Raw genomic sequence first — 19,766 nt, forward strand, 5'->3', positions numbered from 1 at the left:
CTATTGATGCCTTATACATATAATTGCTTTAACACTGTGTGCAGCACCTAAACCGTAATCGCGGCTTTATCGCCTTTCTGCTCCAGCCATTCCCGTCGATCCGTCGCGCGTTTTTTTGCCAACAGCATATCCATGACTTCCAGCGTTTGCTCAACATCGTCAATGGTTAACTGTACCAAGCGGCGGGTATTTGGGTCCATTGTGGTTTCACGTAGTTGTAGCGGGTTCATTTCACCCAGGCCTTTAAAGCGTTGAACGTTAACTTTACCGCGCTTTTTCTCTGCCTCTATCCGATCTAAAATACCGTTTTTCTCGTCTTCATCCAGCGCGTAATACACCTCTTTGCCAATATCAATACGATAAAGGGGTGGCATAGCCACGTACACGTGTCCGGTTTCAACCAAACAGCGAAAATGCCGCATAAATAGCGCACACAGCAAAGTAGCAATGTGCAAACCATCTGAGTCGGCATCCGCCAAAATACATATTTTGCCGTAACGTAATGCGGATAAGTCGTCGCTGTCGGGGTCCATACCAATGGCAACTGAAATATCATGCACCTCTTGTGAGGCCAGAATTTGCCCAGAGTCTACTTCCCAGGTATTTAAAATTTTGCCCCGCAAGGGCATAACAGCCTGAAACTCACGATCGCGCGCTTGTTTAGCACTGCCACCGGCTGAGTCACCTTCGACCAAAAACAATTCGGTGCGGTTTAAATCCTGTGCAGAACAATCGGTTAGCTTGCCAGGCAAGGCCGGACCCGACGTCACTTTTTTGCGGATAACTTTCTTGGCGGCTTTTAAGCGTTTCTGCGCATTGTTAATACAAAAATCTGCCAGGTTTTCGGCAATATCGGTGTGTTCATTCAACCACAGGCTAAAAGCATCTTTGACAATACCTGATACAAATGCCGCTGATTGGCGTGACGATAATCGCTCCTTGGTTTGACCGGCAAATTGTGGGTCCTGCATTTTTAGTGACAATATGTACGCACAGCGATCCCAGACATCTTCCGGTGACAACTTGATGCCGCGCGGTAACAAATTGCGGAATTCACAAAATTCGCGCAGGGCTTCCAATAACCCCTGGCGTAAACCATTAACGTGGGTACCGCCCTGTGCGGTCGGGATAAGGTTCACGTAGCTTTCTGTAACCAGTTCCCCGCCCTCCGGCAGCCACAGCAACGCCCATTCCACAGCTTCGTTGCTGGCACTGAAACTGCCAACAAAAGGCTGTTCCGGCAAACACACCATGTCTTTTACCGATTCGGCCAGATAATCTTTAATACCCGCCTGATAACACCACTGGTATTGCTGCTGATTTACGCGGTCATCAAAACTAACCGTTAATCCGGGGCACAATACCGCTTTGGCTTTTAACACGTGCAGCATTCGGCTTACCGAAAACTTTGGCGAATCGAAGTAAGACGGCGTAGGCCAAAACCTTACACGGCTTCCGGTGTTTCGCTTACCCACACTGCCGGTTATTACTAGCTCTGATACCTTATTACCATGCTCAAATGCCATTTCGTAAACATTGCCATCGCGACGCACGGTGACATCGACCCGACTGGACAACGCATTTACGACCGAAATACCCACACCATGCAAACCACCAGAAAACTGGTAGTTTTTATTCGAAAACTTTCCGCCGGCATGCAAACGACAAAAAATCAATTCTACCCCGGTAACCCCTTCTTCAGGGTGAAGATCCACCGGCATCCCTCGGCCGTTATCAATCACTTCTAATGATTGATCATCATGTAATATTACCTGCACAGCATCTGCATGCCCTGCAAGGGCCTCATCGACGCTGTTATCAATGACTTCCTGGCCCAAATGGTTGGGACGGGTGGTATCGGTATACATTCCGGGGCGACGCTGCACGGGTTCAAGCCCGGTTAGCACTTCAATCGAATCGGCATTGTACTGTTGTGATGTCATAGTCTCGGTCACTGGCTGATAGGATTAAACGCGTTTTACGCGAGTTGGCAAAAGTTGGCAATAGCATCTAACTCGTTGGTATAACCCACGTAGCTATGATCACCCCCTTCACTCAGTTTTATTTTAGCGCCTCTATAGTAGCTAAGCGCCTGTCGGTAATCTAACACTTCATCGCCGCTTTGCAACATAAGCAGGTAATTCTCTGGCTGAAGCAATTGCGGCGGCATTAACTGCGCCAATACGGTCATCTGTTCAGGCGTCACATCATAATGCTGTTGCAGTACGGGGTGAAAATAACGCCCAAGATGTTTATCCAGCACTTTATGGGGCGCAACGGCAGGGTTAATAAGGCAGGCACGGCATTGTATTTGCTCCGCAATACAGGTGGCTAAAAAGCCCCCCAGCGAACTGCCTATCAGCGCCACATCTCGCCTGGTGCCAATATGGTGTTTAATTAATGCTAACGCCGATGTGGGTTCATAAGGTAAATCTAACGCCGTAAAATCAATGTGTGAGTAATGTCGGGCAAAAAACGCGGTTGTTAGCTGTGCTTTTTCAGATTGAGAGGAACTGGCAAAGCCATGTAAATAAACTACTTTTTTATTCATTGTTATGTTTAACCATTATTTCAAGATGGCGAAACTGCCAACTAACCCCCTGGTCAGCACTAAACACCCAGTCGCACCACTGTGGACCCAGATCTACCGTTTGCCAATCTGCTGTCGGTAAGAACTGCACAGAGCTAGCGGGGCAACCCACAATATCGACCCTTTGGTGAACCTGATGATAAGCATAGTGCGCATGCCCATGTGCAATACCAAGAACACGAGGTTCAGCAGCAATAGCTTGCCACAACGCCTGTGCTTGCAACTGGCCATGCTTGTCAATAAAACAGTTCAACGCTTTGGGGTGATGGTGACAAAACAACCACAGCGCTGATGCAGTACTTTGTTCGCACTGGGTTTGCAGCCATCGCTGTTCAGCTTCTGAAAACGCGCCGGCAGGCGTGTCACCTTTGGTATTAAGTAGCAAGAGTTGCCAATCACCCAACTGCAAACTGCGTTCAGCGCGAAAGGGGGGGTGCTGACATAAACGTGCAAGTTCAGCCGTGTCATCATGGTTTCCGGGTAAGCAAAAAATCGGACAACTCAGCGGCGCTAACAACCGCGCCAGCAATTGATAAGATGCAACACTGTGATCTTGCGTCACGTCGCCAGTTAACAGCACAGCATCAGGCTGTTCTAAAATTAATTGCTCGACGATGGCCGCCAGGTGCATCGCAGGCTGCACCTGCTGATAATAGCCGTTAACATTTGCCAGTAAATGACAATCTGTAATTTGAGCCAGGCGATACCGCGCTTTGTTAGAAAACTGATATACCATTAACCGAATACCAACTCCTGATTCGTATAACCCTGGACGGCGCATAATTTTAACCAGTCCCGCAGCAGCAAGTTAATTTGCCGCTTCTCATCAGGTTGCAACATATCGGTATTGGGGTAATCATAACGTGCTTTAAAGCGGCTGATTTGTTGACAGGCCAGCACTTCTGCGACCCGGGCATCATGATATAACCGCACGACAAAATTCGGCCGGAAATAATGCTCGTGCTGATCAACAAGTTCTATTTGTAGCGTGGTGGTAAAGCGTGCCACGTCAATTACCGTAAGTCGATAACTGTGTTGTTCCGACACCTGAATAACGGTCGACTGACCATCACCAGCTTCGTGAGATACATAGCGATTTAACTGTGCATAATTTCGCTCACACAGTGCCAAAAAGTCAGGCAATTTTGGTTTGTATTTACTGCGGTTAAACCACACGTCAGTCTCCCCAGCGTTGTTTTACCTGGTTTAGATTAAGCGCCAGCCATTGCAGGGCAATGACACTGGCTGCATTATCAATTTTTTGCTCGGCCAGCAACTGCATGGCGTCAGTACGCGATAAAACGTGCACTTTTATGTCTTCATGTTCTTCGGCCAAACCAAACACGCCAGGTTGTACCGGCTGTGTTAGCCTGCCTAGGAACAGTTGAATACGTTCTGTCGTGCCACCCGGACTAGATAAGTAGCTAAGCATAGGCCAAAGCTCGTTGATTGTTAACCCAGCCTCTTCTTCCGCTTCTCGTATTGCCACTTGTTCAGCGCTTTCGCCCGGCTCAATCATGCCCGCGATAACTTCTAATAACCAAGGGCTGGCACTGCTACTGGCGGCACCAACGCGAAACTGTTCAATCAATACCAGCTCATCCGTTTGCGCGTTATACGGCAGCACCACAACCGCATGACCTCGCTCAAATACTTCACGCTTCATCGGTTCGCTCCAACCGCCAGCAAACAGCTTATGCCTTAAGGTGTAACGCTCCAAACGAAAAAAACCCTGAAAAACCGTAGTTTTGTCGATAACATCAAGATCTTGCAAACCAAATGAGGGATACTGGTCAAAGTTGAATTTAGACATTGCTATACTCACATTCTGTTACACTCTTGCGGGTAACTTTACGGTTTAATGATTACCTAGTTTACCTTAACAGAGTATCATTTATGCAGTTTCCTTTTATCTGGCCAGGATTGGTAGACATGAAAAAAACTTTACTCAATACTTTGTTAGCATCTTCTTTTGGATTGTTCAGCCTGCAGATTTCCGCTGCAGACCTGCAAGAAATATATCAGTTAGCGACGCAAAAAGACCCAACGGTGTTACGTGCTGCTGCATCGCGTGATCGCGCGGCCCGTGGTATAGACGTGTCTCGTGCAAGTTTACTACCTAGTATCACAGCTTCTGCCAGTTTTGGTCGCAATGATAGCAGTAGTTACGGATTAGATGCCCCCAACGCCAACTCCGCCAGTATTTCATTAGCACAAAGCTTATTCGATTGGGGCCGCTGGGAGCGCTTAAACCGCGCAGAGCAAGTGGCATTGCAAGTACAAACAGCATACGACAGCGAAGTGCAAAACTTAATTGTCCGGGTAACTAACACCTATTTTGACGTGCTAAGCGCCGTAGATGATTTAGGTTTTGCACAGGCAGAGAAACGCGCTATTGAGCGTCAACTAGAGCAAACCAAGCAACGCTTTGCCGTTGGTCTTACCGCGATTACCGACGTACATGAAGCGCAAGCGCAGTACGACAGTGCCGTAGCCCGCGAAATAGCTGCCGAAAACGAGCTGGAAAATGCCCGTGAGTTTTTACGTGAAATTACCGGTCAGTATCATGAGAGCTTAGCCTCACTTAACACCGATAAATTTTCGCCGGGCACGCCAAGCCCGTCCCAAGTGCAAGATTGGGTTAAGCTGGCACAAGACAACAACCTGACATTAAAAAGCCAACGTGTGTTATTAGACATTGCGGACAAAGACATCACTCTGGCAGAAACCGGCCACTACCCTACGCTGTCTCTGAGTGCTGAACTTGGTACAGGTAAAGTATCGGGTATGGACCGCAGCGAAAGTAGCTCTGCTGGTATCTCGTTAGCCGTACCGATATACAGTGGTGGCGGAGTTAACGCAGAAGTTGAAGTAGCAAAAGCGAACTATGTTGAAGTTAGCCAGACGGTAGAGCTTAATCATCGTGCAGTTATTCGTCAGGTACGTAGCTCTTTTAACGGCGTTAATGCTCAGATTTCATCTATCAAAGCATTAGAGCAAGCGGTAGTGTCGGCAGAAAGTGCATTAAACGCTACCGAAACCGGTTTTGAAGTAGGTACCCGTACTATTGTTGACGTACTGCAAAGTACCCGCAACCTGTTCGAAGCACGCCGTAACTTATCTGGTGCACGTTACAACTACATTGTCACCATGCTGCAACTTAAACAAGCGGCAGGCAACTTGTCTGAACAAGACTTGATGGCCGTTAACCAAGCGCTTACTAACTAGCCTTTGTTCAGGTTCACCGCGCCTGCGGTGAACCTCTTACCAGTTTTTCCTATCGCTACCGCCGTTTTTCGCTACAATAGCGCAGGTTTTTTTTGCTGAGGGTATCGCGTGGTTCAGGCTCCGCAGTTTAGCTGGCGCTTTTTGCTGCCAAAATATTGGTTATTGTGGCTCGGTGCAGGCTTACTTTGGCTTATCAGTTGGTTGCCTTATTCAGTGTTAATGTTACTCGGTAAGGGCTTAGGGCGTCTGTTGCATCGCACACTTGCATCACGACGCAAAGTGGCTAAGCGTAATATCGCGCTATGTTTCCCACAAATGCCTGAAACAGAACAAAATGCCCTAGTGAAACGCAATTTCGAAGAAACCGGTAAAGCCTTGTTTGACACCGTTATTGGCTGGTGGTGGCCAACTTGCCGCGTTAAAAAGTTAGCCCATTTTAAAGGGCATGAACATATACAAGCCGCCATTGCCGAAGGAAAAGGGGTACTGTTGCTGGCTGCGCATTTTTTACATTTAGAAGGTGCAGGCAGGGTATTTGGCCTTACGCATCCCAGTGTGGGGTTTTACCGCCCACACAATAACCCATTGATGGATTATCTGCAGTATCATGGTCGAATTAAAGCCAATAAATTTATGGTGGGTAAACGCGACGTAAAAGGGTTAATTCGTGCATTAAACCAGCAAGAAGTCTGCTTTTATTTGCCAGACCAGGACTACGGCAGAAACCGGTCGTTATTTGTGCCTTTTTTCGCGGTAGCAGATACCGCAACTACTACAGGGACGCTGCTGTTTGCCAACGCTGCAAATTGCGTCGTCATACCAGTGATAACCAGTCGTTTATCTGGCAACAAGGGCTATCAAGTAGAGGCTTTGCCTGCGCTAACGCCATTTCCTACCGGAGATGACACAGCCGACGTTATTAAGGTTAACCAATGGGTGGAGCAAGCTATACTACGCCAGCCTGAACAATATATGTGGCTGCACCGACGCTTTAAAACCCGACCAGATGCCGGGATGCCATCATTGTACAAAGGAGATTAAGTTATGGGGTTTTGGATCCGCAATATTATATTTTTACTGATACTTGGTGGGTTAGCCTATGCCATTTTAACCAAACCCGATTTTTTGTTTCGTAAAGACACCGTCAATGCCGCAGCCGAGGGTTTTAGTGAGTTTTACAGCAAAATTCGGGGCTCTATTGAAGATGGCGCTAAAGAACTGGGTAAGTTTAAAATTACCTTACCTGACACCAGCGACAAGCTAACGCTGCAATTAGAGCGCCGTCGCACTGTAGTGCCACCTGGGGAAAGTAACTGGCGAGGTATGGTTAAGGACAGACGCTTCCGTGAAGGTGACACCATAAAAACCAAACTTACCGAATATGCACAAGCTGAGGGCATAGAGCTTTACTGGACTCTGCCGCGAGATTATGTGGTTAAACAGTATTTTCAAACCAACACAAGCTTGATAGAAACTATCGATGAGATTGCCGTTGCCATCGCGCCGGATTTCTCAACCCCGGTGCTGGCCTATTACTGCCCACGAGAGCGCGCCGCTATTATTACCGACAAAGCCAACGAGCATTTGCAATTAAATTGTATGAAAGCCAATACACCATTGAAATAGTGCCATTGAAGTGCTGCTGCTTATTTACGCCGGTGCGATAGGCGTAAATAACTGCTGCCAGACCTTTTCAACTTGCTGCTTGGCGCTTTGCAGGCTATCAAGTGACGGTAAGGTTGCCGGTGCCAATGTTTGTCGATGTCCAGCCCCGCGCAATAGTTGATACGCCTGCTGCAATTGTTGCATTTGGTCTTCTGCTAACAGACCATGTTTAGCCGCAGCTGCCAAAATACGAATATTGTCACTGTATTGGTAAAGAGCAGCATCTTCTGCTGCGTAAGCCAACACCAGATACTGACTAATAAACTCTAAATCAACAATTCCGCCAACACTGTGTTTCGGATCATTAGCGTCAAGCCCGTGGTGTTGCCGCAATTTATCGCGCATTTCTACCACATCTTGGCGCAACTTAGCTAATGGCCTTGGCAAACTTAATACCTGTTGGCGGATCTGCGTAAAACGCTGTTGCAATGCCTGACTGCCATAAATTGCTCTGGCGCGAACTAACGCTTGATGCTCCCACGTCCAGGCTTCTTGCTGCAAATACTGGCTATAGGTTTCAATATTAATCGCCAGCAAACCAGAATTGCCCGATGGCCGCAATCGGGTGTCAATGTCATAGAGCACGCCACTGTTGGTACGGGTGGTACAAAGATGCAGTACACGTTGTACCAGCTTTAAATAAAACTGTTTAGAATCAATAGGCCGTTCACCACCGGTTGACGCTTGGCTGTCGCAATTATGCACAAACACCAAATCCAAATCAGAGCCATAGCCCAGCTCTAAACCACCGAGCTTGCCATAGGCCAGCACAGCTAATCCTTTGTCGTCGGCAGAAGCATTCGCAGGTTCACCGTAACGTGCACTCATTTGCTGCCAGGCCAGCTCGACAACCTGCGCCATTATAACCTCTGCCAGCCAGGTAAGATGATCACTCACTTTCATTAGCGGTAACACGCCACTAATATCGGCGGCGGCGATACGTAACTGCTGCGCTTGTTTATACTGCCGCAACGTTTCCATCAATAATTCTAAGTCGTCAGCACTAACCCGCAGCAGAAGCTGCCGAAGCCGGTCATGATAGTCAGCTTTGGTGGCTACCTGATAAAGTTGCGCCGGGTCAATAAGTTCATCCAACAACATAGGGTAGCGTGCTAGCTGCTCTGCCAACCAACCACTTTGGTTGCACAGTAACACCAGCTGTTGCAGCGCATCGCTATTCTCAAACAGCAATTCCAAATACGCTGTACGGGTAACAATTTGCTTAAATACTCCCAACACCCGGGCTAAAACGGTAGGTTGCGCTTGTTGCTGTTGCAACATATGCAGCAGCAGCGGGATTAGCTTAGCCAGAAAGTCACGGCCACGTGGGCCAACGCTGCGCTTTTGGCAGTCTTGTTTAAACTGCTGCAGTTGCTCTATAAGGATTTTGCCCTGCTCAAGCGTCAACCAATCTAGCTGGCTGGCTAATTCATCTGCGCTTTGCTCACTGTCCCAAATCAATTTACCCAGAGTAATTTCCTGCTGGTCGGGGTCCTCACCGTTGTCGATAACAAGTTTAAATTGCTGATGTACTCTTGCCATAGCGGTATCAACCTGCTGCTGTAACGTCGCCCAGCTAACAAGGTTTAGTGCAGACAGCAGTTGTGCCTGTAACAACGGCTCTTGCGGCAGGGTTTGAGTTTGTTGATCGTCTATCCCCTGCAGTGCTTGTTCTACAGTGCGCAGCCACAAATAATCGTCGCGTAACTCATCCGCCTGCTGTGTAGTCAGAATGTGTTCTGCCGACAATACGGTTAGTGCTTTGAGTAGCGACGGTTGTTGCATTGCCGGAATACGGCCACCACGGATCAACTGCAAGGTTTGCACGATAAATTCAACTTCGCGAATGCCCCCGATACCCAGCTTAATATTGTCACGCCGGTTTAAACGCCGGTTTTCCTGTTCTATTTGCTGCTTCATTCGTCGCAACGATTCAATTGCTGAGAAATCGATATAACGACGATAAATGAAGGGTTTAAGCAGTTTTTTTAATTCGTCACTGTGTTCGCCATCCGGGTTTAATACCCGGGCTTTTAACATGGCGTAGCGTTCCCACTCCCGCCCTTGCTCCTGATAGTAATCTTCCATCGCAGCAAAACTCAGCACCAAAGGGCCGCTGTCGCCAAAAGGCCTTAAACGCATATCTACCCGGTAGACAAAACCGTCAGCGGTGACCTGGTGCAACGCGGCAATCAGCTTTTGCCCTAGCTTAGTAAAAAACTGCTGGTGCTCGGTACTACGCCGTCCACCTTGCGTTTCTCCATTAGCCGGGTAGGTAAATATCAGATCGATATCAGAGGAAAAATTAAGCTCGCCGCCGCCCAGCTTACCCATGCCTAAAATTAATAGCGGCATTGGCTTACCCTGCTCGTCCAGCGGAGTGCCCCACTGTTGCGACAATTGCTGGTACGCCCATTGATAAGCGGCATTAATCAAGCGGTCAGCTAATTGCGAAACATAATGCAAACTGGCACTAATGTCGTGTAAGTGCAAAATATCCGCCGCCAAAATACGGCATAACTGCGCACTGCGAAAACGTCGCAGCACCGCAAAAACTTCTGTTTCAGGGAGTAAATTTAAGTCAATTTCCAGCGCGGCATTGCTTTGTAACGCAGACGCGAGTGAAGACGGGGCGCAAAACTCAACAAGTAATTCTGGTTGCTGCTGCAAGGTGCGGCCAATAAAACTACTGGCACTGAGCAACCGGGTTAGCTGCTGTTGCTGCGCATCCGACAGTAAGGTGAGATCAAAACGACTGCTAATCTGTAACAGGTACGCCGACATAACAACATTGTATGAACTCATTCCTCACTCCGGTTCAGGCATTGCGATAAAGGTATTCAGATAATGCCAGTAACCACAAATTATAGTCTTTGCGGTCAAACACTCTTGTTCCGGTAGCAAGTTCATTGGCAAACTTTACTGCCTGGATGTGCAATGGACGCAGTGCCACAACAGGTTGCAGCAATGCAGCCAGCACCGTTAGTGCCAATATAGCTGCATCCAGTGCTTTTTGCTCAGCATGCTGTTCATAGCATGCCTCGGCTTGCTGCAAAGTCTGAATTTGCGCTAATAAAGTATCCTCGGCTACCACAGGCAAAGGGATAGCTTGCTTAGCCGCCAGTCGATAACCCCGCGCGGCTTTACTCTGCCACCCGGTGCGTAAAGGCAGTTGTTGCAACAGGATACGCGCCATCGTAAACACATTTAGGGCGTTTCCGCTAACAAGCTCAATTTCTAATTCAGCAATAATCTGCTGCTGTGTACCGGCAATAACCTTACCTTGGTCGTAAACCAGCTCAACAATGCTGCCATCACTGCACAACAAGCGCCAACTTTGTCGGCTAAAGTCGGTGCGAAAAAGCTCGGTTAGTTGTTGCTGTAGCGCCATAACGTCGGTGCCACTTGGCCAGATTTCGTCAGGGAAATGGCCAAGTACCGGCTCCACGCTGGCACAAGGCACATTGTATTCCGGCCGCATTTGCATAGCGCCATGCTGCGTACCTGCCAGCTTTATGGTTTGTTCGTACTGGCCGCGCTTTAAACGGCTGCGCAGCCCCATATCATGCTGACGAAACCATTTTTCGGCCGTATCAAAATACGCATTAAGTAAAGTAGCCGTATCGCTGCTTTGCACTAACCCTAGTTGAGGTAGTGCGGTAATAAATTGTGTTAAATGCGCTGGGTCCATTAAAAACTTCAGCTCAAGTTCAGTACTCATCTGCTACTCTGTTTGCTATGGCGGGCGCCGCACGGCGCGTGACCGTATTAAACCTTGTCAATTGCCGCGCAACTCCCTATCATCCAAGGTGTTGGCTGCAAAGCTGTTTTATAAAAATAAGCTCAGGATACCTATGTTCAGATTAATTAAAAGCACCTTACTGGTATTATTTTCTACATGCTGGTTAAGCCTTTCCACTTCGGCTGTCGCACAGGCAGAAACCAAACCCGCTTTTATCAGTGATGCTTTATTTGTTTATCTTCATTCTGGCCCAAGTAACCAGTACCGTATTGTTGGTACCTTAAACGCAGGTCAAAGTGTTACCTATTTAGGTGAAGATGCTGATACTGGCTATGCTCAGATACAGTTTGAAGACAATAAAACCGGCTGGTTGCCAAAAGAATATGTTACCTATACACCAGGTTTAGTGTATCAGCTGGAGCAGCTTAAAACGGAATATGCTAACCACAATGAAACCGTGCAAGCCCTGCAGCAACAGCGCGACCAGTTAAATAGCGAACTTAATCAGGCTGTTGCAGAACGTAAGAACGCACAAGACCAACTTGAGCAAGCCAACCGTGCTTATGAGCAACTAAAAGTTCAGGTTGAAGCAACCCAAACGTCCGTTTGGCAAAAACCCATGGTACTGGGTTCTTTGATACTACTTGCCGGCCTCATTTTTGGGTTAGTGTTACCTTTAATCATGCCCAAACGTCGCAATAGCGAGCGTTGGATGTAATCTGCTTTAGCCCGCTGCTGGCGGGCTATCTGCTGCTTTAAGCGGTAATCCGCGGTCATTTTTTACTTGCTCTATCACCACGTAAGTATGTGTTTGTGCAACACCGGGTAAGTCGACAATCAACGCCAGAATATTCCGATAGGCATCCATATTGGGTAGCCGCAGTTTCAATAAATAATCAAAGCCACCTGCCACCATATGGCATTCTGCAACCTGCGGGATTTGCACCACCGCATCGCGAAACTGATCAAATACTTCACTGGTGGTTCTGTCCAGCGTAACCTGTATAAAAGCGGCAGTGCCAAAACCTAACTTGGCGGCATTAAGCCTGGCACCAAAGCCATCAATGTAACCTTCTTTTTCCAGCCGTTTAACCCGGTCGATACATGGACTGGCACTTAAATTTACCTTTTTTGCCAGGTCGACATTGGCAATTCGGCCATCACGCTGCAAGGTATCAAGAATACTGATATCGATCCGGTCCAGCGCTTTACTTTTCAGAGGTATATTCATTGCAGCTACTTTTCTGGTTTAGTGTGATTTTGTCAGAATTATATAGGGTTATATGACAAAAATAACCACCCTATACTGCAGACATTTGAATAAAATGCCGCTCTCTTAATTGTTGTCAGGAAGCTTACTGCCATGTTGTATAACGGTTCCCTGGTTGCTACTCAACCGCTGCGTCAAACCATTCGTAACTACTATCGTGCTGATGAAGATAAAGTACTGGAATTTCTTTTACCCCAAGCCGATATCGGTGTTAACGCGCGCAGCCGCGCCTGGGAGAGAGCTCGCCAGTTAGTGCTAACTATCCGTCAAGCCCAAGTAGGTAAAGGCGGTGTAGACGCACTACTTAATGAATTCTCACTGTCTACTGAAGAAGGTTTGGTACTGATGTGCCTGGCCGAAGCGCTGTTGCGGGTACCGGATAAAACCACCGCTGACAGGTTGATCCGCGACAAACTATCGCAAGGTGACTGGAGTTCGCACCTGGGTAACAGTAGCTCTGTTTTTGTTAATGCTTCCGCTTGGGGCTTGCTGCTTACCGGTAAACTGGTGAACTACTCCGATGAGCAAAAAAGACAGCAATTTGGTTTATTAAAACGCACCTGTGGCCGTTTAGGTGAACCCGTTATACGCCAAGCGGTGCGTTACGCCATGCAAATTATGGGCGCGCAGTTTGTTATGGGCACGACTATCAGCGCAGCGCTGGAACGCGCCACTGACATGGAAAGTAAAGGCTTCCGCTATTCTTACGATATGCTGGGCGAAGGCGCCCGCACGATGGCGGATGCAGACCGTTATTTTGATAGTTATATGCGTGCCATCGATACCATTGGTAAAGCGGCAAAAGGCCGAGGCCCGTTTAATAGTCCGGGTATTTCGGTAAAATTATCGGCTATCCATCCACGATATGAATTTAGCCACCGTGATCGCGTAATGGAAGAATTGATACCGCGTGTAAAACAACTGGCACTGGCTGCCAAAGCCTATGATATTGGCTTTACTATTGATGCCGAAGAGGCTGACCGACTGGATATTTCGCTGGACATTATTGAAGCCGTTTTTAGCGATCCAGCACTTGATGGCTGGGAAGGCTTTGGTCTGGCGGTACAAGCTTACCAAAAACGGGGTATCCATGTTATTGAATGGCTGCGCGAACTCACGGTAAAAGTAGGCCGTAAAATGATGGTGCGGTTGGTCAAAGGCGCCTACTGGGATACCGAAATTAAAGTAAGCCAGCTTGAGGGCTTTAACGATTTTCCGGTGTTTAGCCGCAAACCTGCTACTGATGTGTCGTATCAAGCCTGCGCCAAAAAAATGCTTAACTACCGTGACAGCATCTACCCGCAGTTTGCCACCCATAACGCTTACACTGTTGCGACCATTATGGAAATGACTAAAGACTATAGCGGTTTTGAGTTCCAGCGTTTACACGGCATGGGGGATGCACTGTACGACGAAATTGTTATCAACGATAAAATCCCTTGCCGCATTTATGCTCCGGTTGGCGAGCACTCCGACTTACTGGCTTATTTGGTACGCCGTTTATTAGAAAACGGTGCCAATAGCTCTTTCGTCAACAACATCGTGGATGAGAGCATTCCGGTAGAGTCTTTACTAAGCGATCCGGTTGAAGTTGTGCGCGGCTGGTCGAAAAAACGTAACCAACAAATCCCATTACCTGCAAAGCTTTATGGCGCGGAACGGTTAAACTCCAACGGCCTGGATTTAACTGAAATTGATCAGCTGGAACCGGTAAAAGCGGCCATGACGCAATGGTTTGACGGCATAATACAAAATAACGTACAGCCCAATGCGGTGCCAGTAACCAACCCGGCCAAATTGGATGAAGTAATAGGTTACCTGCAATATGCCGATGCTGAGCATATGCAACATATTTTAGCCAATGCCGATTCTGCTTTTTTATCATGGGCTGCCACCGATATTGCTGAACGGGCGGCATTGCTGCGCCGTATTGGCGATGCGTTAGAAACCCATCGCAATGAACTACTGGCACTTTGCATAAAAGAAGCCGGCAAAACGCTGGGCGATAGCGTTGCCGAAGTCCGTGAGGCTATTGATTTTTGTCGCTATTATGCTGCACGCGCCGAAGAACTGTTCAGCCAACCACAGCAAGCACGTGGCGTATTTTTATGTATCAGCCCGTGGAATTTCCCGCTAGCCATATTCTTAGGTCAGGTAGCGGCGGCTATTGTTGTGGGTAATACCGTCGTGGCAAAACCCGCAGAACAAACCAGCCTGATAGCGCTACGCACCTTAGAGATTATGCGTGAATGCGGCATGCCTGAGCATGTGGTTCAACTGGTTATTGCCCCAGGCCGTCAAGTTGGCGAGCATATTGTCCCAGATAGTCGCATTCAGGGGGTAATGTTCACTGGTTCAACAGAAACAGGTTGCTGGATTGCCCGTAAGCTGGCGGAACGCGGCGGCGAACCGGTACCACTTATTGCTGAAACCGGCGGTCAAAACTGCATGATTGTCGACTCTACGGCTCTGCCTGAGCAAGTGGTGGATGATGTAATTTCTTCCGGTTTTCAAAGTGCCGGCCAGCGCTGTTCAGCGTTGCGAGTGCTGTTTTTGCAAGAAGACGTAGCCGACAAAATTATTACCATGCTAAAAGGCGCAATGGCCGAGCTGCATGTTGGCGACCCAATGTGGCTTAGCACTGACTTAGGCCCGGTAATCGACGCTAAGGCGCACGAGCGTCTGACCAGTCATGTGCAGTACCTGGCCGATAAAGCCACCTTACATTACGAATGCAAAATTCCATCAGGCGATCGCCATTATTTTTTCGCACCACGCCTGTATGAAATTGCAGATTTAACCGTACTGGAACGCGAAGTATTTGGCCCTGTGGTGCACATTATCCGTTTTAAAGCGGACGAGCTGGACAACATTATCAGCCAGATTAATGCCACCGGCTATGGCCTTACCATGGGTGTTCACAGCCGCATTGAACAGTTTACCCAGCGTGTGGCCCGCGATATTAAAGCAGGCAATATCTATGTAAACCGTAACATGATTGGCGCAGTCGTCGGAGTACAACCTTTTGGCGGCCGCGGTTTATCCGGTACCGGCCCCAAAGCAGGTGGCCCGCTGTATTTAACCCGGTTAGTTAAAGATAATGTAGATGTCTGCTGCGCTGAGCTCAGTGAGCAAAAGCGCCACCGTTTGCTAAGTGAAACCACCAGCAATGCCGTGGCCTATGCCATGCCAACCGCTGCCGTAGCGCAGCAGCAATGGGCAAGAACTAACATTAACCAGCGTACCTCAGTGTTACGCCAGTTTCTGGCATCGTTGGCGTCAAATGCAGTGGTTACTAAACAAGAGCCTGACTTAGAGCAAGTGTTAACCCTGGCTCAGCAAAAACTGCAACGGGTAGAACGTGATTTGCAAAAGCCCATAACCTTGCCAGGCCCCACCGGTGAAACCAACGTATTGGTGCTAGACCCACGTGGCATATTAGCGCTGGTGCGTGATGATAGCAGTGCTTTTAGTCACTGGCTGTTAGCTATTATTACCGCGCTGGCAGCAGGTAATGCCGTTATTACCGCCGTGGAAGACACTGATTTAGCAGAAGCTGAAGCGTGCATTAAGGCTTTGCTGTTGGCGGGTATGCCGCAACATTTAGTCGCCGTGGTACGAATAGATTGCTTAACAACACTGTTAGCGCATCAGGACTTAGCGGGTGCCATGGTCGATGTTAGCAGTGCAGTTAAACCCTTATGTGCAGAGTTACTCGCCGCACGTGAAGGTGCAATATTGCCGCTAATTACTGCCCCGGCCGGGCCACGTTTATTACAGCGTTTGGTAACCGAAAAAACCATTACCATCAACACCACTGCTGCAGGGGGGAATGCCTCCCTGATGACAATGGCCGACAACGCGGGCTAGTACCCTACCCTGCCCAATAAACGATAAAGCCCGCGGCCGCGGGCTTTATGCTATGGTATACCTCATGCTATCGCAAGATTATGACAAACCACCTCTTTGTTAATTTATGGTTAAGTAGGATGCGTTATAATTTTCACCTTAGTTTAAAGCGGGAGTAAGGTTAACAGACAATGGCCTATCAGGAAGTCAACATCGTCGATTTGCAACCAGGCAGCTATGTCGTGCAAGTATTGCAGCAAACAGGCGAAGTCGTGGTTAAACATGCTGGCTGGGTAAGAACGGCTCAGGCAGTCGCTTTGCTAAAGCAAAAAGGGGTAAAAGTCCTTTTAATTGACCCTGCCAGACAACTACCTGAGACTCCATCAGCTGAAACCATAACGACGAAAGCGCCTTTACCAGCCGCAAGCATCAGTGAAGAAACGCCTCCGCCTAAAATTGCCTTCAGCGACGAATGGCCCAAAGCAGAACGTGCGCTAGTGCAAAGCCATAAAGTTCAACGGCAAGTACTGGATGCAGTGCGTTTCGGCGGGAGTATTGATTTAACACTGGTAGATGAAGTGAGCGCAGGCCTTGCGGACTCTATTAGCCGTAATCAGGATGTTTTGCTTTGCTTAAATCGTATTGCTGAACAAAGCGATAATCTGCTGCAACATAGCATTAGTTGCGCCGTATATATGGCGGCATTTGCCCGTTATATTGGTTTACCATCGCATAAAGTGCAGGCATTAATTACTGCGGCATTACTGCACGATATTGGCAAAGCAATAAGCCCAAATTACCTCAATGCTGAAGATTATGTCGCCATTCCAACCAGTTTAAATGCGCTACAAAAAACTGAAAACTTATCCGGCAAAATTTCACTTTGGATCAGCCAACACTGTGCCCACTTAGATGGCAGCGGCTCACCGAAAATTACCGCAAGTCAGATAGACAAAGGCAGCCGCCTGTTGGCTATCGTCAACAGCTATGAAAAGCTCACTTCACCGCAAACCAGCAAGCTCGGCACGTTAGCGGCAACACGAATGTTACTTGAACGTGCTCCACATAAGTTAGATGCAGAGTTACTACAATTATTTATCAAATGTATTGGTATTTACCCACCTGGCTCGGTGGTAAAACTTAGCAGCGGCAAACTGGCGCTTGTGCTGGAAAATAATGCTAAAAAACCATTATTGCCTAAAGTTAAAGTGTTTTATCACAGTGCGCATCAACACCATATCCCGGCCAAGGTAGTAGACTTATCCCGCCAACAGGAAGAACAAATCGACGGTTGCATTGATTTGAAAAAATTTGGTTTAGATGTACGTAATTACATCTAACATTAATGTTCTCTAAACTAAGCCCTTGAATAAGCCATTTTGCTCAACTACTCTTGTTTACAGATGCCAGAGTGATATGAGCAGTACTTGAAAACCATTACCATAGACCAGTTAATATGCGGCATGTACGTTGTCGATGCGCAAGGTGCTAAAAACTTACACGTAAATGGCCTCATTACGTCTGCAACACAAATTGAGCAACTTCGACGTAAAGGTGTGCGGCTGCTTAATATTGATTCATCCAAACAACAGGCCTTAGAACTCGACAGTTCTGAGGAAAGCCAGTTCACGCAAGCCATATCAGTAGCCGACACACCATCACTCTCCGTGCGGCAGAGCATGAAAAAACTCAGCATGGCGCAAGAACTTAAAAATGCACAGTTACTCTACTCAGAAGCCAAATCTCTGCAAGCACGCGCATTTGCTGATATCACTAACGGCAAGGCGGTCAGCGTAGCCGACTTTCGTCGTTGCGCTGAAGGTTTTATTGATTCTGTATTTCGCAATCAAGACGCCTTGCTGTGTATCAGCAGAATACGCGACAAAGATGCGTACTTATTGGAACACTCGGTCAATGTGTCCATTTTAATGAGTATTTTTGCCAAATACCTGAAACTAGATGAAGACATTATTGTTGAATTGGCAACCGGTGCCTTACTGCATGATATTGGCAAAATTAAAGTGCCCAACACTATTTTAAATAAACCCGGACGGCTGACAGAAGCAGAATTTGTCATTATGCGAAAGCATGTTGAGTTTAGTCGTGACATTTTGCAGCAAACCGAAGGCATTTCACCGATAAGTATAGATGTAGCGGCAAACCATCATGAACGCCTGGATGGCAATGGGTACCCGGCAGGGTTAGCACAAGAGCAAATTTCTTTTTACGCCCGCATGATTGCCATTGTTGATACTTACGACGCCATTACCGCACAACGCGTGTATAAAAGCGGACAAAGCTGCGTCAAAGCACTAAAGATTCTTCGCACTGACAGCCCGTCACACTTTGATTTAGCCTTAGTGAAGCAATTTATCGCCGCCGTTGGTATGTATCCACCGGGCACTCTGGTACTCATGGACAGTGAAAAACTGGCGTTAGTATTAGAAAATAATCCCAACAGCCTAACCTGCCCAAAAGTAAAAGTGTTTTACAACGTCAAACAACGCCGCTACTTAACACCAGTTACGGTAGACCTTGCCAATGCTAAGTGTAACGATGCCATTAAATCTGCGGTGAATGCTGATGAATATGGCATTGATATAAATAAGTTTTTTAATCAGTTTATTTTACAAAGTTAACCGGCCCAGGAAGATAACGCTGCCATACTAAATAACAGCTCACCTCGCTCCATCAACACATACTGCGGCATAATTTCTTTAATTCGGATCTCGGCAGTAATCCATTGCCCTTCCTGCAGGTTTTTGCCGTTAACCTTAACCCAACGCTGATTTGCACGCGTGGCATAAACATGCGCGTCAAAGCGCAATGCCGGGATCTGCTGCTGTAGAGTCTGGCTTAGGCTATTAATATCCGTAGCCGGGCTAGCATTGCGTGGCGGCGCGGCGGGTTGTCTCAGGTTTTGTTCTGAGGCTTGTAGCGCAGAGGCAAACATATCTCGCAGTTCTGCAGACACCTCAACCACTGGCTCTTGCTCTGCGGCTATTGCTGACGTTACTGCCGTCTGTGGTACTGGTTCGGCCGCTGCGGTACCCACTGTCACGGTTTTGATTGCCGGAGCTGCGCTTAAGGTTTCAACAACAGGGGCTGGTGCTGGAGATATCACCTGTGCTAACTCAGCTTCAAGTTGAACCTTTGTTCTATTGCTATGGGACGGGTTAGCATCAACATTTAACGTTGCGAATATTTTTTCTGGGGCAGCAACCTGAACCGGTTCCGGTTCCGCTGCGGGTAGTAGCGCAGGTTGCAATACTGGTGTTAACAGGTATGCGACTACGGCCCCCGTCATCAATGCCAGTAACAGCGCCAGCACCAAGGCCAATTTTCGCCAAAACGAATGATTATCGCCTGCCGTGGGGTTGGCTTGAGTTTGCTGTTTAAGTGCAGCCATTAAAATTGACATT

At 47.8% G+C, this 19,766-nt stretch carries 16 protein-coding genes; 7 read left to right on the forward strand and 9 right to left on the reverse strand.

Going from position 1 to position 19,766, the window contains the following annotated elements; all coding sequences use genetic code 11:
* Positions 1 to 47 precede the first annotated feature (47 nt).
* Genes parE through nudF form a run of 5 tightly spaced genes read right to left on the reverse strand, consistent with a single transcriptional unit; the run spans position 48 to position 4,403 of the window.
* A complete protein-coding gene (gene parE / locus H595_RS0111530; protein WP_027671356.1) occupies positions 48 to 1,943 on the reverse strand; it encodes a DNA topoisomerase IV subunit B in 1,896 nt (631 codons plus the stop codon).
* 35 nt (positions 1,944 to 1,978) lie between these two features.
* Positions 1,979 to 2,551 carry a YqiA/YcfP family alpha/beta fold hydrolase gene (locus tag H595_RS0111535; protein ID WP_027671357.1) on the reverse strand — a complete coding sequence of 191 codons (573 nt, stop codon included), beginning with the start codon at positions 2,549 to 2,551 and terminating at the stop codon, positions 1,979 to 1,981.
* Entirely contained in the window at positions 2,544 to 3,371 is an 828-nt protein-coding gene (locus H595_RS0111540; protein ID WP_240474878.1) for a metallophosphoesterase family protein, read from the reverse strand. The genes H595_RS0111535 and H595_RS0111540 overlap by 8 nt, the downstream gene beginning before the upstream one ends.
* Positions 3,326 to 3,766 carry a DUF1249 domain-containing protein gene (locus H595_RS0111545; RefSeq protein ID WP_027671359.1) on the reverse strand — a complete coding sequence of 147 codons (441 nt, stop codon included), beginning with the start codon at positions 3,764 to 3,766 and terminating at the stop codon, positions 3,326 to 3,328. The genes H595_RS0111540 and H595_RS0111545 overlap by 46 nt, the downstream gene beginning before the upstream one ends.
* Before the next feature lies 1 nt (position 3,767).
* A complete protein-coding gene (nudF, locus tag H595_RS0111550) occupies positions 3,768 to 4,403 on the reverse strand; it encodes an ADP-ribose diphosphatase (RefSeq protein ID WP_027671360.1) in 636 nt (211 codons plus the stop codon).
* 119 nt (positions 4,404 to 4,522) lie between these two features.
* On the opposite strand from nudF, the gene tolC reads away from it, so the two are divergent.
* The 3 genes from tolC (at position 4,523) to H595_RS0111565 (ending at position 7,444) form a co-directional block, all read left to right on the forward strand.
* The gene (tolC, locus tag H595_RS0111555) at positions 4,523 to 5,818 is read left to right on the forward strand and encodes an outer membrane channel protein TolC (protein WP_027671361.1); all 1,296 of its coding nucleotides are present in this window, start codon (positions 4,523 to 4,525) and stop codon (positions 5,816 to 5,818) included.
* Between the two features lie 108 nt (positions 5,819 to 5,926).
* Positions 5,927 to 6,859 carry an LpxL/LpxP family Kdo(2)-lipid IV(A) lauroyl/palmitoleoyl acyltransferase gene (gene lpxL / locus H595_RS0111560; RefSeq protein ID WP_027671362.1) on the forward strand — a complete coding sequence of 311 codons (933 nt, stop codon included), beginning with the start codon at positions 5,927 to 5,929 and terminating at the stop codon, positions 6,857 to 6,859.
* Positions 6,860 to 6,862: 3 nt separating this feature from the next.
* On the forward strand, positions 6,863 to 7,444 hold the full coding sequence (locus H595_RS0111565) for a TcpQ domain-containing protein (protein WP_027671363.1): 582 nt from the start codon (positions 6,863 to 6,865) through the stop codon (positions 7,442 to 7,444).
* A 24-nt stretch (positions 7,445 to 7,468) separates the two neighbouring features.
* On the opposite strand, the gene glnE is transcribed toward H595_RS0111565, so the two are convergent.
* Both glnE and H595_RS0111575 read right to left on the reverse strand, forming a co-directional pair.
* Complete coding sequence (gene glnE, locus H595_RS22185) at positions 7,469 to 10,288, reverse strand: bifunctional [glutamate--ammonia ligase]-adenylyl-L-tyrosine phosphorylase/[glutamate--ammonia-ligase] adenylyltransferase (protein ID WP_037054589.1); 2,820 nt, start codon at positions 10,286 to 10,288, stop codon at positions 7,469 to 7,471.
* A 13-nt stretch (positions 10,289 to 10,301) separates the two neighbouring features.
* Positions 10,302 to 11,204, reverse strand: coding sequence for a CYTH domain-containing protein (locus tag H595_RS0111575; RefSeq protein ID WP_027671364.1), 903 nt, complete (start codon positions 11,202 to 11,204; stop codon positions 10,302 to 10,304).
* 133 nt (positions 11,205 to 11,337) lie between these two features.
* Between H595_RS0111575 and H595_RS0111580 the strand changes: the two genes are divergently transcribed.
* Positions 11,338 to 11,943 carry a TIGR04211 family SH3 domain-containing protein gene (locus tag H595_RS0111580; RefSeq protein WP_027671365.1) on the forward strand — a complete coding sequence of 202 codons (606 nt, stop codon included), beginning with the start codon at positions 11,338 to 11,340 and terminating at the stop codon, positions 11,941 to 11,943.
* 6 nt (positions 11,944 to 11,949) lie between these two features.
* On the opposite strand, the gene H595_RS0111585 is transcribed toward H595_RS0111580, so the two are convergent.
* Complete coding sequence (locus H595_RS0111585; protein ID WP_027671366.1) at positions 11,950 to 12,456, reverse strand: Lrp/AsnC ligand binding domain-containing protein; 507 nt, start codon at positions 12,454 to 12,456, stop codon at positions 11,950 to 11,952.
* Positions 12,457 to 12,588: 132 nt separating this feature from the next.
* Here H595_RS0111585 and putA point away from each other — a divergent pair, with 132 nt between their 5' ends.
* The 3 genes from putA to H595_RS0111600 all read left to right on the forward strand — a co-directional run bounded on the left by putA (position 12,589) and on the right by H595_RS0111600 (position 18,983).
* Entirely contained in the window at positions 12,589 to 16,365 is a 3,777-nt protein-coding gene (gene putA / locus H595_RS0111590) for a bifunctional proline dehydrogenase/L-glutamate gamma-semialdehyde dehydrogenase PutA (protein WP_027671367.1), read from the forward strand.
* 170 nt (positions 16,366 to 16,535) lie between these two features.
* A complete protein-coding gene (locus H595_RS0111595) occupies positions 16,536 to 17,684 on the forward strand; it encodes a cyclic di-GMP phosphodiesterase (RefSeq protein ID WP_027671368.1) in 1,149 nt (382 codons plus the stop codon).
* Positions 17,685 to 17,771: 87 nt separating this feature from the next.
* The gene (locus H595_RS0111600; RefSeq protein WP_027671369.1) at positions 17,772 to 18,983 is read left to right on the forward strand and encodes a cyclic di-GMP phosphodiesterase; all 1,212 of its coding nucleotides are present in this window, start codon (positions 17,772 to 17,774) and stop codon (positions 18,981 to 18,983) included.
* On the opposite strand, the gene H595_RS0111605 is transcribed toward H595_RS0111600, so the two are convergent.
* On the reverse strand, positions 18,980 to 19,765 hold the full coding sequence (locus H595_RS0111605) for a general secretion pathway protein GspB (protein ID WP_027671370.1): 786 nt from the start codon (positions 19,763 to 19,765) through the stop codon (positions 18,980 to 18,982). The two genes, H595_RS0111600 and H595_RS0111605, sit on opposite strands and share 4 nt — an antisense overlap.
* Position 19,766: the final 1 nt, after the last annotated feature.

Origin of the sequence: Rheinheimera baltica DSM 14885, assembly GCF_000425345.1 — a bacterium.
Classification (GTDB): domain Bacteria; phylum Pseudomonadota; class Gammaproteobacteria; order Enterobacterales; family Alteromonadaceae; genus Alishewanella; species Alishewanella baltica.